This window comes from Vibrio sp. E150_011, assembly GCF_053544015.1.
This window is the reverse complement of the sequence record NZ_JBHFOL010000007.1, coordinates 75,960-97,372: the sequence shown is the minus strand read 5'-3', so window position 1 is coordinate 97,372 and position 21,413 is coordinate 75,960. Positions and strand designations below refer to the sequence as shown.

At 44.0% G+C, this 21,413-nt stretch carries 18 protein-coding genes and 1 pseudogene; 6 read left to right on the top strand and 13 right to left on the bottom strand.

Annotated features, from left to right (window positions below):
* The first annotated feature begins 181 nt into the window (after positions 1 to 181).
* Entirely contained in the window at positions 182 to 1,423 is a 1,242-nt protein-coding gene (gene glgC, locus ACE1OE_RS12815; RefSeq protein WP_277869441.1) for a glucose-1-phosphate adenylyltransferase, read from the top strand.
* Positions 1,424 to 1,603: 180 nt separating this feature from the next.
* Here the strand turns inward: glgC and ACE1OE_RS12810 are convergent.
* From ACE1OE_RS12810 to ACE1OE_RS12765, 10 genes and pseudogenes are all read right to left on the bottom strand, one after another.
* Positions 1,604 to 3,934, bottom strand: a pseudogene (locus tag ACE1OE_RS12810) (chitinase C-terminal domain-containing protein); the annotation flags it as partial.
* A 593-nt stretch (positions 3,935 to 4,527) separates the two neighbouring features.
* Positions 4,528 to 4,971, bottom strand: a complete 444-nt coding sequence (locus ACE1OE_RS12805) for a F0F1 ATP synthase subunit epsilon (RefSeq protein WP_102470145.1) — start codon at positions 4,969 to 4,971, stop codon at positions 4,528 to 4,530.
* Positions 4,972 to 4,983: 12 nt separating this feature from the next.
* Positions 4,984 to 6,369: a F0F1 ATP synthase subunit beta gene (gene atpD / locus ACE1OE_RS12800; RefSeq protein ID WP_102470144.1), complete on the bottom strand. Its 1,386-nt coding sequence runs from the start codon at positions 6,367 to 6,369 to the stop codon at positions 4,984 to 4,986.
* A 20-nt stretch (positions 6,370 to 6,389) separates the two neighbouring features.
* The gene (gene atpG, locus ACE1OE_RS12795) at positions 6,390 to 7,244 is read right to left on the bottom strand and encodes a F0F1 ATP synthase subunit gamma (protein ID WP_372061293.1); all 855 of its coding nucleotides are present in this window, start codon (positions 7,242 to 7,244) and stop codon (positions 6,390 to 6,392) included.
* 26 nt (positions 7,245 to 7,270) lie between these two features.
* Positions 7,271 to 8,809: a F0F1 ATP synthase subunit alpha gene (gene atpA / locus ACE1OE_RS12790; RefSeq protein ID WP_102470142.1), complete on the bottom strand. Its 1,539-nt coding sequence runs from the start codon at positions 8,807 to 8,809 to the stop codon at positions 7,271 to 7,273.
* Positions 8,810 to 8,821: 12 nt separating this feature from the next.
* Complete coding sequence (locus ACE1OE_RS12785) at positions 8,822 to 9,364, bottom strand: F0F1 ATP synthase subunit delta (RefSeq protein ID WP_102470141.1); 543 nt, start codon at positions 9,362 to 9,364, stop codon at positions 8,822 to 8,824.
* An 11-nt stretch (positions 9,365 to 9,375) separates the two neighbouring features.
* Positions 9,376 to 9,846: a F0F1 ATP synthase subunit B gene (locus ACE1OE_RS12780; protein WP_102470140.1), complete on the bottom strand. Its 471-nt coding sequence runs from the start codon at positions 9,844 to 9,846 to the stop codon at positions 9,376 to 9,378.
* Between the two features lie 42 nt (positions 9,847 to 9,888).
* On the bottom strand, positions 9,889 to 10,125 hold the full coding sequence (gene atpE / locus ACE1OE_RS12775; RefSeq protein ID WP_005306237.1) for a F0F1 ATP synthase subunit C: 237 nt from the start codon (positions 10,123 to 10,125) through the stop codon (positions 9,889 to 9,891).
* A 61-nt stretch (positions 10,126 to 10,186) separates the two neighbouring features.
* Entirely contained in the window at positions 10,187 to 10,957 is a 771-nt protein-coding gene (gene atpB, locus ACE1OE_RS12770) for a F0F1 ATP synthase subunit A (RefSeq protein WP_372061288.1), read from the bottom strand.
* The gene (locus ACE1OE_RS12765; RefSeq protein ID WP_241903185.1) at positions 10,957 to 11,322 is read right to left on the bottom strand and encodes an ATP synthase subunit I; all 366 of its coding nucleotides are present in this window, start codon (positions 11,320 to 11,322) and stop codon (positions 10,957 to 10,959) included. Before ACE1OE_RS12765 ends, atpB begins: the two co-directional genes overlap by 1 nt.
* A 683-nt stretch (positions 11,323 to 12,005) precedes the next feature.
* Here ACE1OE_RS12765 and ACE1OE_RS12760 point away from each other — a divergent pair.
* The 3 genes from ACE1OE_RS12760 (at position 12,006) to ACE1OE_RS12750 (ending at position 15,000) form a co-directional block, all read left to right on the top strand.
* On the top strand, positions 12,006 to 13,385 hold the full coding sequence (locus tag ACE1OE_RS12760; protein WP_449211306.1) for a sensor histidine kinase: 1,380 nt from the start codon (positions 12,006 to 12,008) through the stop codon (positions 13,383 to 13,385).
* Positions 13,382 to 14,014: a response regulator gene (locus tag ACE1OE_RS12755; RefSeq protein ID WP_102470136.1), complete on the top strand. Its 633-nt coding sequence runs from the start codon at positions 13,382 to 13,384 to the stop codon at positions 14,012 to 14,014. Before ACE1OE_RS12760 ends, ACE1OE_RS12755 begins: the two co-directional genes overlap by 4 nt.
* A gap of 422 nt (positions 14,015 to 14,436) precedes the next feature.
* The gene (locus ACE1OE_RS12750) at positions 14,437 to 15,000 is read left to right on the top strand and encodes a cytochrome b (protein ID WP_102470135.1); all 564 of its coding nucleotides are present in this window, start codon (positions 14,437 to 14,439) and stop codon (positions 14,998 to 15,000) included.
* Positions 15,001 to 15,196: 196 nt separating this feature from the next.
* Here the strand turns inward: ACE1OE_RS12750 and ACE1OE_RS12745 are convergent, their stop codons facing one another.
* Together ACE1OE_RS12745 and ACE1OE_RS12740 are read right to left on the bottom strand one after the other, a co-directional pair.
* Positions 15,197 to 16,777 (bottom strand): BCCT family transporter, encoded by a 1,581-nt coding sequence (locus ACE1OE_RS12745; RefSeq protein ID WP_449211305.1) that lies wholly within the window; start codon positions 16,775 to 16,777, stop codon positions 15,197 to 15,199.
* A 375-nt stretch (positions 16,778 to 17,152) separates the two neighbouring features.
* Complete coding sequence (locus ACE1OE_RS12740; protein WP_449211304.1) at positions 17,153 to 18,094, bottom strand: ParB/Srx family N-terminal domain-containing protein; 942 nt, start codon at positions 18,092 to 18,094, stop codon at positions 17,153 to 17,155.
* A 211-nt stretch (positions 18,095 to 18,305) separates the two neighbouring features.
* Here ACE1OE_RS12740 and ACE1OE_RS12735 point away from each other — a divergent pair, with 211 nt between their 5' ends.
* Positions 18,306 to 18,914: a hypothetical protein gene (locus ACE1OE_RS12735; RefSeq protein ID WP_449211303.1), complete on the top strand. Its 609-nt coding sequence runs from the start codon at positions 18,306 to 18,308 to the stop codon at positions 18,912 to 18,914.
* 128 nt (positions 18,915 to 19,042) lie between these two features.
* Positions 19,043 to 20,185: an iron-containing alcohol dehydrogenase gene (locus ACE1OE_RS12730; protein ID WP_449211302.1), complete on the top strand. Its 1,143-nt coding sequence runs from the start codon at positions 19,043 to 19,045 to the stop codon at positions 20,183 to 20,185.
* A 222-nt stretch (positions 20,186 to 20,407) separates the two neighbouring features.
* On the opposite strand, the gene ACE1OE_RS12725 is transcribed toward ACE1OE_RS12730, so the two are convergent.
* A complete protein-coding gene (locus ACE1OE_RS12725; RefSeq protein ID WP_449211301.1) occupies positions 20,408 to 21,409 on the bottom strand; it encodes a substrate-binding domain-containing protein in 1,002 nt (333 codons plus the stop codon).
* Positions 21,410 to 21,413 lie beyond the last annotated feature (4 nt).

The following is a 21,413-nucleotide window of genomic DNA, read 5'->3' as shown; positions in this document are numbered from 1 at the left end:
GAATGGAGCAAGCGCCCTAAATAGGCAGTTAATGTGGTGCAAATTACACGCGCCCAATCATCTTATTACTATTTTTCAAAGCGTTACCTATTGGCGTAATTCTTGTATTAACTCTATTAAGGCAACTAAAAATGTCGATTCGACCACAAATTAGTTTCAGTGCGCCCCCCAATCCAGAGTTCTGCACCAAACAAGGAGAGTTATCATGCAAGATGTTCTTACTATCGTACTCGCAGGAGGGAAAGGCTCGCGTCTCTACCCTTTAACAGATGATCGAGCAAAACCAGCAGTGCCTTTTGGTGGTAAGTATCGAATTATTGATTTCACCTTAACCAATTGCCTCCACTCTGGTTTAAGGCAGATATTGGTGCTGACACAGTACAAGTCTCATTCATTGCATAAACACATCCGTGACGGTTGGTCGATTTTTAACCCCGAATTGAAAGAGTTTATTACCGTCGTTCCGCCTCAAATGCGTAAAGGTGGGAAATGGTACGAAGGGACGGCGGATGCGATCTATCACAACATGTGGTTGTTGTCTCGAAGTGATGCTGAATATGTTGTTGTACTCTCTGGTGACCACATCTATCGTATGGACTACGCCGCAATGGTTGAAGCACACAAAGAAACCGGAGCGGAGCTTACCATTGCGTGTATGGATGTTCCAAGAGAAGACGCCTCTGCATTTGGTGTCATTGAAACTAATCACCACCAACAAGTTGTCAGTTTCCAAGAGAAACCCGTTGATCCCGCCTCAATGCCAAACGACCCAAATAAGGCGCTCGTTTCGATGGGCATCTACGTGTTCAATATGAAAGCCTTAAAAGATGCGTTAAACGACGATGCCGAAATAGAGTCATCAAGTCATGACTTTGGGCATGATTTAATACCTAAGCTTATCGATAGTTTGGGTGTCTACGCCTATCATTTTGGCGAAGAAGTGGGACGAGTGGCGAAAGATAGCTACTGGCGTGATGTAGGGACTATCGACTCATTTTATGAGGCTAATATGGACCTACTCGAACCCGTTCCCCCAATGAACTTGTACCAAAACAACTGGGGAATACGCACCTACGAGCCTCAATTACCACCAGCTAGAACGGTATCGTCAGTGACGGGTAACGAAGGGATATTTATTAACTCGATCATCTCCAATGGTGTGGTGAATTCTGGGGGATCCGTGCATCGTTCTATCTTATCTTCCAATGTGAGAATCAATGACGGCGCTACGGTGGCGGACAGCATTATATTTGATGGTGTAACGGTTGGTGAACACTGCCGAGTGGCAAATTGCATCATCGATAAACACGTGATTATTCCTGATAATACCGTCATTGGTTTTAATCACACCGAAGATGCAGCAAGGTTCTCTATTTCGGAGAAAGGCGTCGTTGTTATACCGGAGAGCTATGTTTTTAGCTAATTACTCATGGTGACAATAAGCGAATCAACTTAGTGGCGTATAAAACACGAGCCTTGTCATCGTAGTTAAACCTGCTAGCTCTGATACGAACCCGCCCTATCTGAAAACACTCTGCAGATAGGACGGGTTTATGCACTATGCTAGTGCACTACGGACAATATCAATCCATGACATGCCAATTTAAAGTACGCAGACCTCTTCCCAACTTCCATCGCTACCAGGAATCGAGTTTGTCCACCATTTAGCTTTGTATATCACACCATTATAACTCATTTGATCTCCGCCACTTGCATGGCTAGGCAAGCCCTGCCAATCCGTTTGCGGAAAATCAGGGTACGCATTGACACCAGTAGAGCTACACGTGCCGGGCGTCCCACCGTTTCCATCACCAGGATTACCGCCACCGATCGTTAAATCACCAATCGGTAAGTCAGGTTGCTCAAATGCAAAAGCATACTCTGCACCATTTACGTTGACGGTATAATTCGCCGGCCCAGAGATCGGCAAGTAGTACACCATATCGAGTTCATAGGCTGAACCTGCTGGTAAGCTTTTCCAACTTGGCAGCGTAAATGCGACGCGATGCATTGGACCGTCTAGCCCGCCAATATTGTCGGCGCGCGTATGCCCTGAAGCAATGACTTTAAGCCCGCCACCCGATTGATCTTTGGCATTATCTGGAGCGGAGACGGGAATATCAAATTGGAACTCGGTGCCGCCTGGGATATCACTACCGGTGTTATTGGTAAAGGTGACTTTTGGGTTAATTGGGTAATTTTGGTCCCCCACTTTGAAGCCGCCAATCTCGACTGAAATATCCACCGCTTCGGTCGGGACCGCACCGGTTGCGACAGTATTTCCATAGGGAGTGGCGCTCAGGAACTTATCATACATGGCTTTTGTCATGCTGTTACCCATGTGATATTCACCGTTGCCAGTCGCACAGGCTTGTTCACTTAGGTCAATCGCACCACGGTTACCATTCACGTCAAAGAGGTAACAGTTGTAGTCCCCCGCCAGTTCCCAAAACATAATCCCGCCAATTTCTTTATCGATGACGTAATTAGCCTTAGCATTAATGGAGTCCACGTCTTCAGTGGAGAGGAATACATTTTTATCGGCATTCCATAACCACGGAGCAACCGCGACGCTGTCATAGTGGCGAGTATAGTTGCCAAACAAGACATCATCAGGGTCATTAACGGGATCAAGGCCGTAGGCGGCGGCATAAGAGCCCATAATGCCTTTTTCTAAATTCTTCGCATGCCACATTGGGTTCGAGCCCGCGCCCATTTCTATCCCATTTGCATCCTTGTCATGCCACATGTTGTCAATGCCTAATGCCCCATAGCCACAATTGTTCTTCTCCCCTTCACCTGTACCTGCAGCACATTCGGCTTGATTAGGCAAAGGTGCTCGCCCCCAAAGCCCGTTCGTTCCGCCCGTCACATTTTGCCAGCCACGTGTATAATAAGGCACACCAATATTGATGCGTCCCGCAGGCATCGAGCCACGGAAATAATAGTATGCCCAGTCGGTATTGAGGTAGCCAATACCTCCATATGCGGCTGTACCATAGACGTTCCATTGCGCCAATTCAGAGTCTTTTCCTGTGTCAAACAAGGCCGCATTATGACCAACGTGATCATTCCACGCACCGTGTAAATCGTAAGACATGATGTTGACGTAATCCAAGTACTTGGTCACGGCCATCGTTTCCATCCCTCTAAGCAAATACCCTGAAGATGGCGCGGCAATCGTCAACATATAATGTGTACCATCTTGGGCACTGGCTGCATCGAGTTTTTCACGTAGCACTTTCATCAGTACGTGATAAGAGTTCATCAAATAAGCACGACGAGATTCTGAAAACGCAACGTCATCCGGGTTGCCAGCCCCAGCCATGGAGGTTGGGTATTCATAATCGATGTCCAGCCCATCAAACTGGTAGGTTCGCATCATTTCTACGGCTGAAGTCGCAAAGGTTTCAATACCTTGCTGGTTTATCGAGCCATCGGCATTGGTGGTCATAGTATAGAAGCCACCATCTGCCACGCGGCTGCCATCCGTAGCAAAGTGACCGCCTGTCTCAGCCCAACCACCAATGGAGATAAGGGTTTTTACGCCATGTTTCTTCTTCTCCGTGGCAAGTGCGCCGAAATGCCCTTTAAAACCGAGCACAGGGTCAACGTCAACGCCTGGCCATTCTTTATTAACGGCCGCATTGTTAGGGTCATTCACGTCACCTACGTTCACTTTGCCATCAGAGCCAATACTGACAAAGGCATAGTTAATATGAGTCAATTGCTCCCACGGAATATCATTCACCAAATAAGAGGATTGTGGATCATCCCCTGCACGCCAACTAGTAAAGTACCCAATCACACGTCTGGGGTGATCCGCCCCCATAATTTCACGCCCTTCGGTATCGTAAGCGGTACAATATGGCACATCGATGTCCGTCGTTTTGTAGAGCCCGTCTGGTCGACATTCTGAGTGAACTACAGGCACCGCATTCGCTTGCATGTGGAAAGATGTTGAGCAGATAGCCGCTAACATGCTGACTTTGCCCCACTTTCTAGTACGTTGAAGGCTATTAGTGAATTCCATTTGTATTTTCTCCATAAGTAGTTGGTCATGCTGATGTTATTGGTGGTTTACCCACACATAGAGATAAACAACCTGATAACATAACGCTCACATCACAACATCACTTTAGCTCTGAAGAAAATAAAGTGTCTCTTTTTTAACCTTATTGATATTTTTATTCACTGAATAACAAGAATGACTCGCAATAAAATGCCATTTCAATGCAATTCCATCACACTTATTTTGCATCGAGAACACATCGCTAGGGCCGCACAATATGCTGTTTGTCTTCTTTATCCACCTTTTGTCACCGACACTTCATACCAAGAGAGCGGTCGTGTTAATCACTGCATGCTTACTCGTTAATCCTTAACCAAAAACTATTCTCAAAATGAAATCGAAAAAAAACCTTATGCCCTCACTCTTCGAGGAAGGCATAAGGCCTTTATTTTTTAACTACCATTAACGTTTTTGGTTAACGGCTAGCGTGACGAAGTAACGGTGGTGGTTACCGATTAACGACGTAGCTGTTGCATCGTCAGTTCAACCGCTCGTAGCTGAGCTAACGCTTTTGCTAGTTCAAGTTGTGCTTGCGCAAAGTTAATATCATCGGTGTATTTATTGATATTCTCTTCTGCGGCTCGCCTTGCGGTCTCTGCCCTAGCCTTATCGATTTCTTTACCATGCAATGCCGTATCAGCAAGTACCGTCACCACATCGGGCTGAACTTCTATCAATCCGCCTGACACGTATAAAATCGTCTCTGATTCTTTTATGTCACCCAAGATCCTTGCCACACCGGGTTTGATCTTGCTGATGAGTGGCGAATGCCCCGGACGGATACCTAACTCACCATCTTCACCCGTCACCGCAATAGCATGAGCGGGGCCAGAATATAACGTGCCTTCAGCGCTCACGACATTAAGCTGGAAGGTTCGTTGCGAAACACCAATTGCCATCGTGCTACCTCACTAAAGCGTCTTCGCTTTTTCTAAGACTTCATCAATCGAACCGCAATACATAAATGCTTGTTCTGGGATGTCGTCATATTGACCATTTAAGAGACCTTTGAATCCGGCTAAGGTATCTTTTAACGGTACAAAGACACCAGGTTGACCAGTAAACACCTCTGCCACGTGATACGGTTGTGTCAAGAAACGCTCTACTTTACGAGCACGAGACACCAAACGTTTATCCTCTTCAGACAACTCGTCCATTCCCAAGATCGCAATGATGTCTTTAAGCTCTTTGTAACGTTGTAACGTTTTCTGTACTGACTGGGCAATGTCATAATGTTCATGACCAACAACAAGCGGGTCAAGTTGGCGAGACGTAGAATCCAACGGATCGATCGCTGGGTACAGACCCAATGCTGCGATGTTACGAGACAACACAACGGTGGCATCCAAGTGAGCAAACGTCGTAGCAGGTGATGGATCGGTTAAGTCATCAGCAGGAACATAAACGGCTTGAATAGACGTAATCGAACCCGATTTGGTAGACGTAATTCGCTCTTGAAGTACACCCATTTCTTCTGCAAGTGTCGGTTGATAACCTACGGCTGATGGCATACGGCCAAGCAAAGCTGACACTTCCGTTCCTGCCAGCGTATAACGGTAGATATTATCAATAAACAACAGTACGTCACGACCTTCATCACGAAAGCGCTCTGCCATTGTCAGACCCGTTAACGCAACACGAAGTCGGTTACCAGGAGGCTCATTCATTTGCCCGTACACCATGGCAACTTTATCGAGAACGCCCGCATCTTTCATTTCATAATAAAAGTCATTGCCCTCACGAGTACGTTCGCCTACGCCTGTAAAAACAGACAACCCGGAGTGCGCTTTCGCTATGTTATTGATAAGCTCCATCATGTTGACTGTTTTGCCAACCCCCGCGCCACCAAAGAGACCGATCTTACCGCCCTTAGCAAAAGGACAAATTAGGTCGATCACCTTAACGCCCGTCTCTAGCAACTCATTGCTGTTCGCTTGTTCTTCGTAGCTTGGCGCACTGCGGTGAATCTCATAATTCTGTTTTTCACCGATGGGACCGCATTCGTCAATAGGTTCACCTAGTACGTTCATAATACGCCCAAGGGTTTCCTCACCCACAGGAACGGTAATAGCACTGCCCGTCGTTTCAACTTTAAGTCCGCGTTTCAGGCCATCTGACGTACCCATGGCGATACAACGAACGATACCGCCGCCCATTTGTTGCTGAACCTCTAACACCAAAGACGTGTGTTCTTCACCAATCAATCTCAGTGCGTCGTAAACTCGCGGGCTGTGGTTTTGTTCAAACTCTACATCAACGACCGCGCCGATAACTTTGACAATTTTGCCAATACTCATAATCAAACCTCTAAATTCTGTTACACCGCTTGGGCACCAGCGGTAATTTCGCTGAGCTCTTGTGTGATGGCTGCTTGGCGCGCTTTGTTAAAGACCAGCTGCAAATCATCGATAAGTTGTACCGCGTTATCTGACGCCGACCTCATCGCAATCATCCGTGCAGCCTGCTCACAAGCGATGCTCTCTACCACACCTTGATAAACCAGTGACTCAACATAACGAAGCATCAAGTGATCCAGTATGTCTCGCGGCGCTTGTTCATAGATGTAATCCCAGCGCGTCTCTGTTTTCTCTTCTTCCATTGGGAACGGCAGAAGTTGCGTCACCGTAGGTTGCTGCGTCATGGTATTCACAAACTGGCTATAGACGAGATAAAGTCGGTCTATCTGCCCTTCTGAATAGTGCTCCATCATGGCATGCACGGTACCAAGCATATCTTTCAGTTGTGGGTGGTCACCAAGCCCAGAGGTTTGCGCAATGACATGACCGGAAGCTTGAAAAAAGCTAATTGCTTTCGAGCCAATCAGTGTCGTGTCCACCTCAACGCCTTGTTGTCGCCATTGCTGCATTTCACCTAATACTTTGCGAAACAAATTGGTATTAAGCCCGCCACAAAGACCGCGATCAGAAGAGATAATGATGTACGCCACGCGTTTTACATCTCGTTCTTGCAAATACGGATGACTGTATTCCAAGGTGCCTGATGACACATGACTGATCACTTTTCTCATGTTCTGTGCATAAGGTCGTGACGCTTCCATATTGTCCTGGACCTTACGCATTTTGCTTGCTGCCACCATTTCCATCGCACTCGTTATCTTTTGAGTACTTTGTATACTCAAGATCTTGGTGCGTATCTCTTTGGTATTTGCCATTGCTGACTCCTACTTCGTTGATGGAATTACGATTGCAGCGCGGAGAACTCTTCAAGAACAATTCGAAGTTGAGTCTCGATGTCCTTGTTGTAATCACCACTACGATCTATCTCTTCAATAAGTTTGGGTGCGGTTTGTTTAGCGAAGGCAATTAGCCCTTCTTCAAACCCTGCAACCTGCTTAATGGATACGTCTTCTAAGTAGCCTTGCTCTGCAGCAAAAATAACCAATGATTGCTCAGCAACGGACATAGGTGCGTATTGCTTTTGTTTCATCAACTCAGTCACTTTTTCACCGTGATTAAGTTGCTTGCGTGTTGTTTCATCAAGATCTGACGAGAACTGCGCAAACGCGGCTAACTCTCGGTATTGGGCCAGTGCAGTACGAATACCACCAGACAGCTTCTTAATGATCTTGGTTTGCGCAGCACCACCGACTCGAGATACCGAGATACCTGGGTCAACCGCTGGTCGCAACCCTGAGTTAAATAACTGGGTTTGCAAGAATATTTGTCCATCTGTAATTGAAATTACATTGGTAGGAACAAACGCAGACACATCCCCTGCTTGGGTTTCAATAATAGGCAGTGCAGTCAGTGAGCCGGTTTTGCCCTTCACTTCACCATTAGTAAAGTGCTCGACATAGCTTTGATTAACTCGCGCAGCTCGTTCTAATAGACGTGAGTGAAGGTAGAACACGTCACCAGGGAAGGCTTCTCGACCCGGTGGGCGCTTCAACAGCAATGAGATCTGACGGTACGCCACCGCTTGTTTAGAGAGGTCATCGTAGATAATCAGTGCATCTTCACCACGGTCACGAAAGTACTCGCCCATCGTGCAGCCTGAATAAGGTGAAAGGTATTGCAGAGCCGCTGACTCTGACGCTGACGCGACAACGACAATCGTGTTTTCTAGCGCGTTATGCTCTTCCAGCTTACGAACCACGTTAGAAATAGTGGACGCTTTTTGACCAATCGCCACATAGATACATTTCACGCCAGTCGAACGTTGGTTGATGATGGCATCAATTGCCATTGCAGTTTTACCGGTTTGGCGGTCACCGATAATCAATTCACGTTGTCCACGACCAATGGGTACCATGGCATCAACGGCTTTGTAGCCGGTCTGAATCGGTTGGTCCACGGATTTACGCTCGATAACACCCGGCGCGATGACCTCTACTGGATCATGACGCTCAGCTTTAATGTCACCTTTACCATCAATCGGCTGACCTAGAGTGTTAACAACGCGACCAAGCAATGCAGGGCCCACCGGTACCTCTAAAATACGACCGGTACCTCGAACCTTCATCCCTTCACACAAATCGGCATAAGGGCCCATAACCACCGCACCAACGGAGTGACGTTCTAGGTTAAGTGCCAACGCGTAACGATTGTCCGGAAGCTCAATCATTTCACCTTGCATGGCATCAGCAAGCCCGTGAATGGTAATAATACCGTCACTGACCGAAATGATGGTGCCTTCATTTCTCGCTTCACTTGCCATATCAAAATTGGCAATGCGCTCTCTGATCAGTTCACTTATTTCATTAGAATTTAATTGCATATTTTTCCCCTACTACGTATGTAGGTTGATAGCGAGGCGGCTAAGAGACGAGTGAATACTGCCATCTAACACCTGCTCACCAGCTTTAATCACAACACCGCCTACTAGCGATGGCTCAATTTCTTGCGCGATTCGAACCGCTTTACCGTATTTGGCCTCAAGAGCATGCTTCATCGCATCAAGCTGAGTTAGCTCTAAAACCTCTGCACTATAAACTGTCACTTCCATGGTTTTTTCATGCTCTGCTTTGAGCTCAAAAAACACAGTAATCACGGTCGCTAGTAATTTCAGACGCTTGTTCTCTGCCATTACTTTGAGAAAGTTCTTCACGTATTGACTTAGCCATTCATTACAAGTGGTTAGGATCATATCTAACAACACCTGCTCTGAGCCTTGCTCTTCAAGGTCATCAATCACAGTCATCACCGCAGGTTGATTGGCGACAAGCTTTAATAACCCAAATGCTTGTCCCCACTCATCAAGGAGTCCTTCTTGCTTAGCAAAGTCAAATGCTGCTTTGGAGTACGGTTGAGCAATAGAAGTAAAATCGTTCATAAGACTTACCTCTATATTTCGCTGATCATATGGTCAACAAGATCGCGGTTACTTTTTGAGTCGAGATTCTTGCGAATAAGCTTACTTGCGCTTTCAATCACCAAATCAGCCATCTCTGCTTTTAGTTCCTGGCGTAGGCGAGTTTTTTCATTCTCTACTTCAGCTCGACCTTCAGCGATTATTCGATTCTTTTCCTGCTTCGCCATTTCTGCAGCCTGCTCGACCAATAAATTCTGGCGTTGCTGACCTAAATCAATAATGGCTTGGGCTTTTTCTCTCGCCTCCGCAATTAAACATTCACCGTTCGCTTTAGAGAGTTCCAACTCTTTTGCCGCCGCTTCTGTATTTCGAAGACCTACCGCGATTTCTTCTCGGCGTTCATCAAGCAATATTACCAATGGTGGCCATACATATTTCATACAAAGCCAAACAAAGATAACGAAAGAGATTGCTTGACCCAACATGGTTGCATTAAGGTTCATAACATCCTCACCTAATTAATTAGTTCAAATACTGACTCTGAATTAAGCAACAGCGAAGATGATATAAAGACCAATACCAACACCAATCATTGGTACCGCATCAACTAGACCCATCATAATAAAGAATTGAGTACGCAACATCGGCGTAAGATCCGGCTGGCGAGCAACACCTTCTAAGTATTTACCCGCAAGGTTACCAATACCTGTTGCTGCACCAGCAGCTCCAAGACCGATTAATAGTGCACCTGCAACGTATAGAACAGCACTAACAATATCCATAACAACTCCTAACAATAAAAATAACAAATAAGTGGTAATTAAATACCAATAAATTTAAAAATTAATGATGTTCTTCAACCGCCATACCCATATAGACGATGGTGAGAACCATGAAAACAAACGCTTGTAGTACAACTACCAATATGTGGAATAGAGCCCAAGGAACACTCAGTGCCCATTGCATCCACCAAGGCATCAATGCAATAAGTAGAAATATCATCTCACCTGCATACATATTCCCAAACAATCTTAACCCTAAGGAAATTGGTTTAGATATCAAGGTTATTAACTCAAGTAATAAGTTAACCGGATATAATAATGGATGAGAAAATGGTTGCGTTGTTAATTCTTTAAAGAATCCTATTACCCCTTTGTATTTGAATGAATACCCTAATACTAAGATAAAAACACCCAATGCCATGGACATAGCAACATTCACATCTGCAGAAGGCAGATCTCTAAAGTGAGACACACCGATTGCTCGAGTAAAGGCCGGAATAAAATCAATAGGTATAAGGTCGATGGCATTCATTAAAAATACCCAAACAAATATCGTTAAAGCCAGAGGGCCAATGATTTTATCTTGAGCTTGGAAGATTTCTTTTACAAGACCTTCAACAAACTCAAACACCAATTCTACCAAACACTGGAATCGACCAGGTACTCCACTCGTTCCTTTAGAAACGGCATAGCGAAAGCCGATTATAAAGGTCAATCCCAGCAACCATACCATAATCATAGAGTCTAGATTGATTGCACTCCATCCCTCACCTACTGTCAAAAAGGTTAAGTGATGTTCGATATAATCATGTGTTGATTGAACATGTTCCATTAAAAGTTCTCCTGCTTATCTTTGAATAGAGGACTGATAAAGAACCCTAACACTGTAATGCAATAAGCAGCTAACACCGTCACATTTCTCAATGCCATGAATCGAAACGTCAAAATAAACATGACTATTGTATATATGATTTTAATATTTCGACTCAATTGCATTAAGTCATTCAGACTTTGTTTTGGTCTATATTTAGCTTTAAATGAAGCGAAAATCATACCAATTAATGAAGGTACTATCGCGATAACCATACCGGTTAACGCTGACTCCAGGTTTACTTTGTCTTTAAAGAAAACCTCATAGAGTAAAAATATCGACCCTATTATTAACTGACTATATAATATCCTCTTCCCAGCTAACATTATGTCATCGCCAGTCATATTAGCTTGCATAGTTAACCCTTAATAGTTGTTAGCATGATAAATAAAATTAACAATAAATATTACCAATTGATAACTTTATTCCCAAACATTGAAAAACATAATCACCTTGTGTTTCCAATGAGAGGAAATATACACACAACTTCAAATCAATAAAATTAAAAACATGCGTAACTTATAATTCCATTTTTGAAGGTTACTATTTATTGAATTTAAATAGGGAAAGGTTTAAATTTATCACGTAAGCAAAATCCTTACAGACAAAGCAAAACCACAAGGATGTGCCTCCATTAAAAATGGCGTTACAAAAAGTAGTTAAATATAATTAGTGTAATATGATAATTTAAATTCACCTTTACAGCATTTAGGTTAAATTTAATTCTCACCCTTTTATTATCTGTTTATGTACGCGGGTAATAAAAGGGTGATTATCATTTATTTTGATTACCAATTTTAACGATCAACTCTCTAAAAAATCATTTCACAACGAACTACTCTTAACTCAAAAACCACGATCAATCCCTAAGCACATGTTTAAATAGAGTATTTTAAAATCCCCATCTAATTTCGTTAAAAACCAAAAATAGAAAGTAAGTTATCAGTGATCAAGATCACATCAATGGGTGCTATAACAGCACCATCACTTTTTATAAAAAATGTCATCAATGAACACTCTCTTCGTATTTAAAATTTATCTCGTTTACGGACTAGCGTTCATCACTCTGTATTTTTCTATTCTATTTAGAGATACATCCAAAAGCACAATTCGGATCGCAAGGGTATTACCTTACCTTGGCGCCGCCGGTTTGATACTGGGTTTTCATGAGTGGTCAGAACTCTACCTTGTCATCTACCAGCAAGAATCAATCATCACAGGTCCTTTAAAGTTATTATTAATAGGCAAACTCCTGATCGCTCTCTTACCTCTTAATCTGTTTGCCTGGAAAATGCTAGATATTATTGACTGCCCTTATGCGCGAGCGATTCGTCAAGGTTGGGGCGTGATCGTTGTCATTTACTTTGTGAATTTTATTTATCAGTACGTAAACTACGAACCCGTCGCTTATTATGATGACCTCCTACACTTTACCCGTATCGTGTTTGGATTTGTTGCTAGCACCGTAGCGGGTAGCGCCTTAATCCAATATTCACGCATTATGCTTCAGAAACAAATACCCAAGCACGGCTATTTCTTCTTATCCGGCATCGCTTTCTTTATCTATGGCATCGGAAGTGGACTCATGTCTGAACACGTTGGGCATTGGGTGTTGATATTTCGTTGTGTTGGCGCTGTCGCACTCCTTGCAGCCTTATGGCAAGCACTTAAAGTATTTGATATTGAGAGAAAGCAACAGATCGAAGAGGCCCTATCGCTGTCTCTTCAAAACCAAAAGCTTAAAGAGTTAGGTGAGTTATCATCCGCCGTTGCTCACGAGATTAAGACCCCAATCAGCAGCGCACTAATGAGTTGTGACTTGCTAGAGCAGAATTTACACGATAGTGAAACGACCAAGCGAAATGTGAGCCGTATCCGTCGTGGCCTTGAACGCGCAGCCCATATCAGCCAAGAGGTATTGCGATATTCTCATCAACGACCAATCGCACATGAGAAAATCGCGGTTGAAGAAGTGATTCTATCTGCAGTTGACCTACTGCAATATCGACTTACCAGCTACGAACTCAACCTTGATACTTCTAAAAACATTTTTGTATCTGGTGACAAAGCATTACTTGAAGAAGCGTTGGTTAATCTTATCTCTAACGCAATTGACGCCAGTTCGCAAAATAAAAGGTTGGCTGTTTACGCCATCCAACACAAAGACAAGGTGATCATTAAGGTTCGTGATTGGGGAACCGGCATGACACCAGCAACACTCAGTAAAGCAACCCAACCTTTTTACACAACCAAACCTATTGGTCAAGGTACCGGAATGGGACTCGCTTTAGTTAAACAAGCCGCAACACAACACAACGGGTCAATTCAGTTTTCCAATGCTTGCCCTGGATTACTCGTTGAATTAACACTACCAGGAGCCCAAAGATGAAACTACGATTACTGTTAGCCGAAGATGATAAAGACCTACGAGAAGTACTTGAAGAAGCATTGATGGCCGAAGGGTTTGACGTTAAATCTTGTGAAAGCGCAGAAGATGCTTTGGACTTGGCTAAAGAACAGCCTTTTGATTTAGCCTTATTCGACGTTGTCATGAGCGGTATGACCGGCATCGATGCGTTAATTACACTACGACGCTTTCAACCTAATATCGGTGTGATCATAACCACCGCTTTTGCAACCGTGGATATCGCCGTAGACGCAATGAAGAAAGGCGCGGATGAATTTCTGACAAAACCTTTTAATTTGTCAGCATTGTCGGTGACCTTAAAACGAGTGCATGCCGTACGCTCACCAAAAGAGACTTACGATGTTGAGTCTCGTGACCAAGTATTTAGCGCCCTTTCCAACCCTATTCGTCGAGCGGTGGTTCGTCAGCTCAAAATTCACCACAAGATAAAGTTCATGGACCTATGCAGAATTGTAGGTATTGAAGATCACACCAAATTCAACTTTCACCTCAGACAACTACTTAACTGCGGCTTAGTCACCAAGAGCGATAACCGTGTCTACACGTTAACGAGCCTAGGCCAGCAGGTATACACCAGTATGCTTCAGTAGTGATATTGTCGATGTGTTCATTTTACGCTGTGCACTCAATGCCACCATAATTCAACTCTCTTCGCAAAGTGAATTACCTTCGCAAATGAAATTATGGTGGCGATTGGGTCTGTAATAAGAAGGGTGCCTAGGCGCCCTTTTTATTTATATTTGTTCACTTGGGTGGCCCTACAGCGTGATTCTACATCCGGCCCGGTCGACTTCGACTCTTCAATGTTATCCAAAGCATCGGACGTCTACTCACGGACCAACCGAGCAATAAATGCAATAAATGCAATAAATGCAATAACAAAGGAATAAACATTGCGCCGGCTTTATGAACACTATTTAACTGTAACTCTGTCGTTTCTTGTGGGCCCTTAATTGATAACCTATGGTTAATGTTGATAGGATTATTTTTCTACAATATTTAGGTAACTCACATGAAAAAGGACACAGCAAGCCAATTCGCTCCGATGACCCTGCTACTACACTGGTTAGTGGGCTTAACAATGATAGGGCTACTTGCTATTGGTGTTTATATGGTTGAAAACAAAGCTTTTGCTTTGTTCCCATGGCACAAATCATTTGGATTATTGATCTTTGGGTTTGTACTTCTCCGAGTAGTTTGGCGCATGAAAAACGGCTGGCCAACACCTGTCGGACACTACAGCAAAATTGAGCATATCTTAGCCCATGCGGTACATTGGGTTTTAATTTTGGGTACGCTTATCATGCCTATATCTGGCTTTCTCAACTCAGCATTAGGTGGCTTTGGCGTCGAATTTTTTGGGTTAGAATTAATACCTAAAAATATCGATCCAGATAACCCTAAGAAAGTCCTTCCGCTAAACGAAGGGTTATATTCTATTGCTCATGGTGCACACTATTGGGTTGGGTACGCCTTAATTGGTGCGATCATATTACATGTGGTTGGCGCGGTTAAACACCATGTCGTAGATAAAGATGGGACATTACGGCGAATGCTTGGCGCTAAACTGTCTTAATCGTTCTCTAAATAGGTAACAGTACGGCCACTCGCTACAAATAAAACGACAAAATTTAGACAAAAAGAAGGGGCCAAATGGCCCCTTCTTTTTGTCGCTAGCACACACTTTCAAGCGGAGCTAACCAAGCTCAGCATCACTTAATCATGTGATTGATTAAGTGATTTAGCTCGAGCCCTAACAATGAACGTTCAAGTTATTTATACGCTGAAAGCTCCGTTCTTAAACCTTTTATCAAGCTCACACACATTAGTAACAGGACAAACGTAAATGGCAATGCCGTTGTCACCACACCTGATTGCAATGCTTGCAGAGCTTCTTTACCACCAATCCAAAGCATGACACCAGCAATGGCACCTTCAATACACGCCCAAAAGATTCGTTGTGGCACTGGAGCATCAATTTTGCCACCAGATGTAATACTGTCGATGACAAGCGAGCCGGAATCAGATGACGTAATAAAGAAAATCAAAATCAATACAATCGAAATGACAGACAATATCGCGCCGTATGGTAACGCGTCATATACATGGAACAGCGTCAAAGATATATCTGTTAACCCAGATGCCCCCAGTTCACCCACATGATTCATCACTTGATCAATCGCGATGCCGCCAAAGACAGCCATCCAGATTAATGTCACTGTCGTCGGGATAAAGATAACCGCTAACAAAAACTCACGAACGGTACGTCCCTTTGAAACACGAGCGATAAACATGCCTACAAACGGAGACCATGAGATCCACCAAGCCCAATAGAATACTGTCCAACCGTGCATCCAGACGGTATCATCACGCCCGTGAGGGTTACTCAAAGCAATAATATTCTCAACATAACCTAGCGTTGTCGTCCATAACGATGCAATAGCAACATCAAAGCTAACCGCAATAACGAAAGCAAGTAACAGGAACGCAACGATCATATTGACGTTACTCAATACCTTCACGCCCCCGTCAATACCTCGAACCACTGACATAACAGCAATCATGGTGACAAAGGCAATCACACCAAGCTGCATACCGATTCCGCCATCAAGGCCGAATACATAGTTAATCCCACTTGTTGCTTGTTGTGCACCAAGGCCAAGCGATGTCGCCAAGCCAAAAAGGGTTGCCAGTACTGCCATAATATCGATGACATGCCCTAGCCAACCCCAAGCTCGGTCACCAAATATCGGATAAAACGCGGAGCGAATCGACAGCGGAAGACCTTTGTTGTAAGCAAAGAATGCTAACGACAATGCGACAATGGCATAGATAGCCCAACCATGAATCCCCCAATGGAAGAGCGTCGCGCCCATCGCCAGTGATTTCGCAGCCTCGGTATTAGGTTCGACATTTAATGGCGTTCCAAACCAATCCGTAAAGTAGGCTGTCGGTTCGGCGACACCCCAAAAGAGCAGCCCAATACCCATACCTGCGGCGAACAGCATCGCCAACCAAGATATCGTAGAGTGATCGGTCGTTGCCGTTTTACCACCAATGCGGATTTTACCAAACGGCGAAAGTAACAACACAGTCGCGAATAAGACAAAAAAGTTTGCCGACCACATAAAGAAGGCGTCAAATTTATTGAGAATACCGTTTTTAACAGCATCAAGCGTTTTCAGCGCCGTTGAAGGTTCAACGACCATGAGAGACAGTAAGCAGAGAATAACGAGGGCAGCGCTGGTGCCGAAGACGGGGTTGTGTATATCAAACCCCCATTTTTGAATGTTATCTTGACCAACCTGATAGTCAGTCGTTTCGATACTATATTTCTTTATTTCTTTATCCATAAATACAACTAATACGTTTCCTACATGTTTTACTTAAATAGTAAAACAACAAAACCGCTCTCCTTTTTAGTTAGAGCACTAATGATTAATTTCGCAAAAATACTAACACATGTTGTAAAATGGTTCAAATTGGTTACTTTTTAGACGAAAATCCCACCAATACACCAAGCGTTAAGGACTAAATATTGTTACGTGTTCTAACTATCTCTTCACCACCTAATATAGCCTCTGAAAAGTAGGTGGATCTTATTAATATAATTAACAAATATCAGGAAAAAAAACACAATACGCTATCCTCCCCTTTAAAAAACAAATGAAAAGCACACGCCCCAAGCAATTGGAGGTGCGCATTCAAAATATTTCATTGATTAACGTTTAAAATGCGTTCTTATAGTTAAGCATGTAACTGACCTTCCCTTTTCCTGCTCTAAGGGTTTTATCCAGCGCTTTTTGACTAAAAGATGTAAATTGTCCCATTTGAGTCGGTGTCTTCCCTGAGCCACCGACATCGTCCGTACGAACGGCTAAGATAGCGTGACTGACTTGAATAATAGCACGCGAATAACCCGATTTAGTCGTGAGGTCGAACTCACTGAGGTCAACGTTATTACGGATTTCTTTAGTCCAATAGAATTCCAGAAATGGCACCGGCAACTTAGGTTTATTCCAAGCGATATCTCGCGAGAAGTACATCAACGCTCGATATCGATCATTCTCAAAGTTATTCATTCCCAGTGATGACGGCAATTGCTGAGGCTCGATAGCATAGCCAGCGCTATCATTTAACCAAGTATTGCCATCTTTAACCATCTCATCCCAAAATGCACTCATGGAAGTTAGGCCTCGATAATCTTTATCAATCACCACATAAACCTTAAAGTTTTCGCCGCCTTCTGGTATGTCCCAAAGTACGTTAAATGTATGGTGCCCGTCCGTTAGGTAATAAGATCCGTTTGGTGCGATAGCAATGGTTTTCATGTCTTTCTTATGGGAGCCAATTTGGTCTTTACATTCAAAAGAGTTCGCGTCATTCACAGTAGACCGATCATCGTAGTTTTTGAGTCCGTCTTGTCCGTTGGTATCGCAAATCTCATCAAATAGCTTTTTTTTGTCTTGGTCAAACCGACCAAGTTTATAAAACACCTGATCATAGCCAATAGCGGGTTGTGTCGGTAGAAGCTCACTCAACGAGACTTGGATGACATGGCCTTCCTGCAGCGCATTTTGCTGCCCGTCTTTAGATATTGTTTCAGCGTAGACGGCTGGGATAGCAAACAAAGCAAACGTCATCAGTGCACGCATAAAGTATATTGACATTATAATTTCCAATAACCATTGTTTATCATTAACTTAATTCAATAACATGACAGAATAATTACCACGTCAAGCGACGGTTTAGAACATGATAATGTCCCCTTTTAACGGAATGACGTCACAAAAATATACCCTATTTATCTAAAACTGACGTTATCACTCAAATTTCGTCCTACACTTCTTCAATAACAATAACTTACCAAGGAATCCCACAATGAGAAAACAATCAGTTTTCGTGCTCACCCTTTTATCTACGTTTCTTTACGGCTGTGGTGCGAACACCACGCAAGGTGCAGCTGAAGGCGCGGCAGTAGGCGCGGTTTCAGCTGGCATGTTAGGGGCGCTGACCGATCTAATCGTTGACGGTGAAGTGGACACTTATCGATTAAGTCGCAACGTGACCGCGGGCGCACTCGCTGGCGGAACCGCTGGAGCTGTTGATGGTTATTCAAAGGACCAACAAGAAGAAGCAAAGCAAGCAGCACAAACCGTAAAACCAACAAAACCAACGCTCGATTTTGGGCCCGATGTCGATGCCTCAGTGAATGCCCTCGTGTCATGCCAATATGATGCTGCTTTTCGCTCTGCAATTGCGGCAGAAAAAGCGTCGCAACAATCCTATCAAGAAGCGGGAGTGGCGATGCAGGCACTGATTGATTATGACCGCAATAACGCTTCAGGCGTCGATGTCGCTGTCAATAAATTCGTTCAAATAAGCAGTTCCGTTGACAATGCTGACGACGCGAAAACACAGTTGGCGTCATTGCATCAAGAGCTTCTTCAAGAACGTCAAATCGCGGGTAAACCAGCCAAATGTAACTAGCGCGTTTGAATCATATAATCAGGGTTGCCCTTGAACCCTGATTAATCGCCCCCCATTATGTTAAGAGGTTAGACTATACACTCTACGGATGCGCAATCAGCGACGTAGAAAATAAGGGAAACTTCGCAATGAAATTTAGCTACTCAAACTCCACGGTAATTCACTTTGGCCAAGGTCAAATAAGTACAATTTCAAGCAGCATTCCAAAGCAAGCCAAAACACTTGTTGTCTATGGCGGCGGCTCCATTAAAACCAATGGTATTTATGATCAGGTTGTATCTGCCCTGAGCGAGCACAGCTGGATCGAGTTTTCCGGCGTTGAAGCCAATCCAACAAAAGAAACTCTTGATAAAGCCATCGCATTAGCCAAGTCTGAGTCTGTCGATTTTATTCTTGCCGTTGGCGGCGGTTCAGTGATTGATGGTTCTAAGTACATTGCTGCAGCGGCACTGCACGACGGCGACAGCTGGGATTTGGTGACGAGAAAATATACGGTCGAAACCGCTATTCCACTTGGCGCGATCCTAACGCTTCCTGCCACTGGTTCTGAATCCAATATGGGCGCGGTCGTGACTAAACGTGCCACCAATGAAAAATTGGGCTTCATGTCTCCCGCTGTCCGTCCTGTATTTGCGGTACTTGATCCCAATGCAATGAAGACACTTCCAGAAAGGCAGCTTATCAACGGGCTTGTTGATGCTTGGGTCCATGTCTGTGAACAGTACATCACTTTCCCTACAGGCAATATGGTGCAAGACGGCTACGCCGAAGTATTACTCAAAAACTTGCTCACACTTGGAAAAGAATTTGGTCAACAAGATGATGCTTGGCGTGAGAATCTAATGTGGACTGCCAATCAGTCTCTTAATGGTCTTATCGGTGCGGGTATGCCTCAAGACTGGGCAACACATATGATTGGTCATGAATTGACCGCGCTTTGGCATGTCGACCACGCTCGTTCTTTGGCCATTGTTCAGCCATCTCTACTTCGTAACCAGATTGAAGCGAAACGCGGTAAACTTGAGCAGATGGGCCGTAATGTCTTCGGTCTTACCGATAAACCAACACTGGCTGAAGAAACGATCGATGCCATTGAAAGCTTCTATATCAGCTTGAATGTTGACACCGTATTATCTGAAGTCCCGGGAGACAAATCAGAGGCAATTGATCAGATCGTCGATAAGCTAAAACAAAATGGTTACCTTGCACTGGGTGAACATCAAGCCATCACATTAGATGTCGCGCGTGAGATATTAGTTAAAGCACTCTAGTTCAATAACTGAGCAATCAGACCACTAGCGATGGATCAAAAAAGGGCCAGATTTATCTGGCCCTTTTTAATAGGAATACACCAAGAGACTCTTTCTACACAAAAAATAACGTTGTCGATTTAATGTAGTTTGCCGGTTTATTGCACTTAATCGATTTATTGCACTTAATCGGCTCATTGTACATATTAGGTTTATTGTACATCGTCGCTTTAGTGCTCAATTTCAAAGCGCTCTAACGCTTTGTCTGACGACTAGCGTTGGTTCTAGTTGGATCAAACCGGCTTGTTGTACTCGTTTTTCTATCTTATCAAGTAAGGTTTCCACGGCAACTTTACCCAAGCGATATTTAGGTTGATGAATTGTAGTCAAAGCTGGTGTCATAAATTTAGCGATGTGAATATCATCGTACCCAATAAGCGACAATTGCTCGGGGATCGATATATTTCGCTGATTAGCGACATTAATCACACCCATCGCCATCATGTCATTACATACAAACAAAGATGTAGGTAAAGGACCTCGCTCCATCAGGATATCCAATGCCTGCGCCCCACCTTCACATTCAAAGTCAGCTTCAACAATCCAGTTTGGGTTCTCGACAATGTTCGCTTCTTCGATGGCTTTTTTGTAACCTTCAAAACGCATTTGCGCTTGGTGGCGATCGAGTGGTCCAGTGATACAGCCAATCTCAGTATGACCAGAATCAATCAAATGCTTAGTGGCAAGGTAGCCCCCTAGAAAGGAGTTGTCTTGGATCTTATCACTTTCAAAATGAATTGGTCCCCAGTCCATGACAACCACTGGTGTCGAAGGGTACTTATCAAAGATATCAATCTTTTCCCCTTCCAAGGTCGAGCACATCAAGATCAATCCATCGACACGCTTTTGCATCAGCGTATCAATGGACGACAGCATTCTTTCCGTATCGCCTTCGGTATTACACAGAATGAGATTGTAATTTTCATGGTAGCAGCTGCGCTCAACCCCTTTGACCACTTCCCCAAAAAATGGATTCGTCGAGGTTGTCACTAGCATGCCTATTGTTCTCGTTCGATTCATTTTCAAACTGCGAGCAAGCGCAGAGGGCGCATAATTAAGCTCTTTCGCAACTTGATTAACACGGTCTGAAATCTCTTCACTTACAAAGCGTGTTTTATTGATGACATGGCTCACCGTTGAGGTCGATACGCCAGCCTGTTTTGCAATATCCTTCATCGTAGCCATTACG

Bases quoted from the DNA above. Each gene is read 5' to 3' on its own strand.
- ACE1OE_RS12785 (WP_102470141.1), bottom strand. From the start codon at position 9,364: ATGAACGATTTTACTTCTATTGCTCAACCGTACTCCAAAGCAGCATTT.
- ACE1OE_RS12735 (WP_449211303.1), top strand. From the start codon at position 18,306: ATGAGAAAACAATCAGTTTTCGTGCTCACCCTTTTATCTACGTTTCTT.
- atpD (WP_102470144.1), bottom strand. From the start codon at position 6,369: ATGAGTATTGGCAAAATTGTCAAAGTTATCGGCGCGGTCGTTGATGTA.
- ACE1OE_RS12755 (WP_102470136.1), top strand. From the start codon at position 13,382: ATGAAACTACGATTACTGTTAGCCGAAGATGATAAAGACCTACGAGAA.
- ACE1OE_RS12780 (WP_102470140.1), bottom strand. From the start codon at position 9,846: ATGAACCTTAATGCAACCATGTTGGGTCAAGCAATCTCTTTCGTTATC.
- ACE1OE_RS12805 (WP_102470145.1), bottom strand. From the start codon at position 4,971: ATGGCAATTGGTGTTTCGCAACGAACCTTCCAGCTTAATGTCGTGAGC.
- ACE1OE_RS12725 (WP_449211301.1), bottom strand. From the start codon at position 21,409: ATGGCTACGATGAAGGATATTGCAAAACAGGCTGGCGTATCGACCTCA.
- ACE1OE_RS12765 (WP_241903185.1), bottom strand. From the start codon at position 11,322: ATGTTAGCTGGGAAGAGGATATTATATAGTCAGTTAATAATAGGGTCG.
- atpB (WP_372061288.1), bottom strand. From the start codon at position 10,957: ATGGAACATGTTCAATCAACACATGATTATATCGAACATCACTTAACC.
- ACE1OE_RS12750 (WP_102470135.1), top strand. From the start codon at position 14,437: ATGAAAAAGGACACAGCAAGCCAATTCGCTCCGATGACCCTGCTACTA.
- ACE1OE_RS12730 (WP_449211302.1), top strand. From the start codon at position 19,043: ATGAAATTTAGCTACTCAAACTCCACGGTAATTCACTTTGGCCAAGGT.
- atpA (WP_102470142.1), bottom strand. From the start codon at position 8,809: ATGCAATTAAATTCTAATGAAATAAGTGAACTGATCAGAGAGCGCATT.
- ACE1OE_RS12740 (WP_449211304.1), bottom strand. From the start codon at position 18,094: ATGTCAATATACTTTATGCGTGCACTGATGACGTTTGCTTTGTTTGCT.
- atpG (WP_372061293.1), bottom strand. From the start codon at position 7,244: ATGGCAAATACCAAAGAGATACGCACCAAGATCTTGAGTATACAAAGT.
- ACE1OE_RS12745 (WP_449211305.1), bottom strand. From the start codon at position 16,777: ATGGATAAAGAAATAAAGAAATATAGTATCGAAACGACTGACTATCAG.
- ACE1OE_RS12760 (WP_449211306.1), top strand. From the start codon at position 12,006: ATGAACACTCTCTTCGTATTTAAAATTTATCTCGTTTACGGACTAGCG.
- atpE (WP_005306237.1), bottom strand. From the start codon at position 10,125: ATGGATATTGTTAGTGCTGTTCTATACGTTGCAGGTGCACTATTAATC.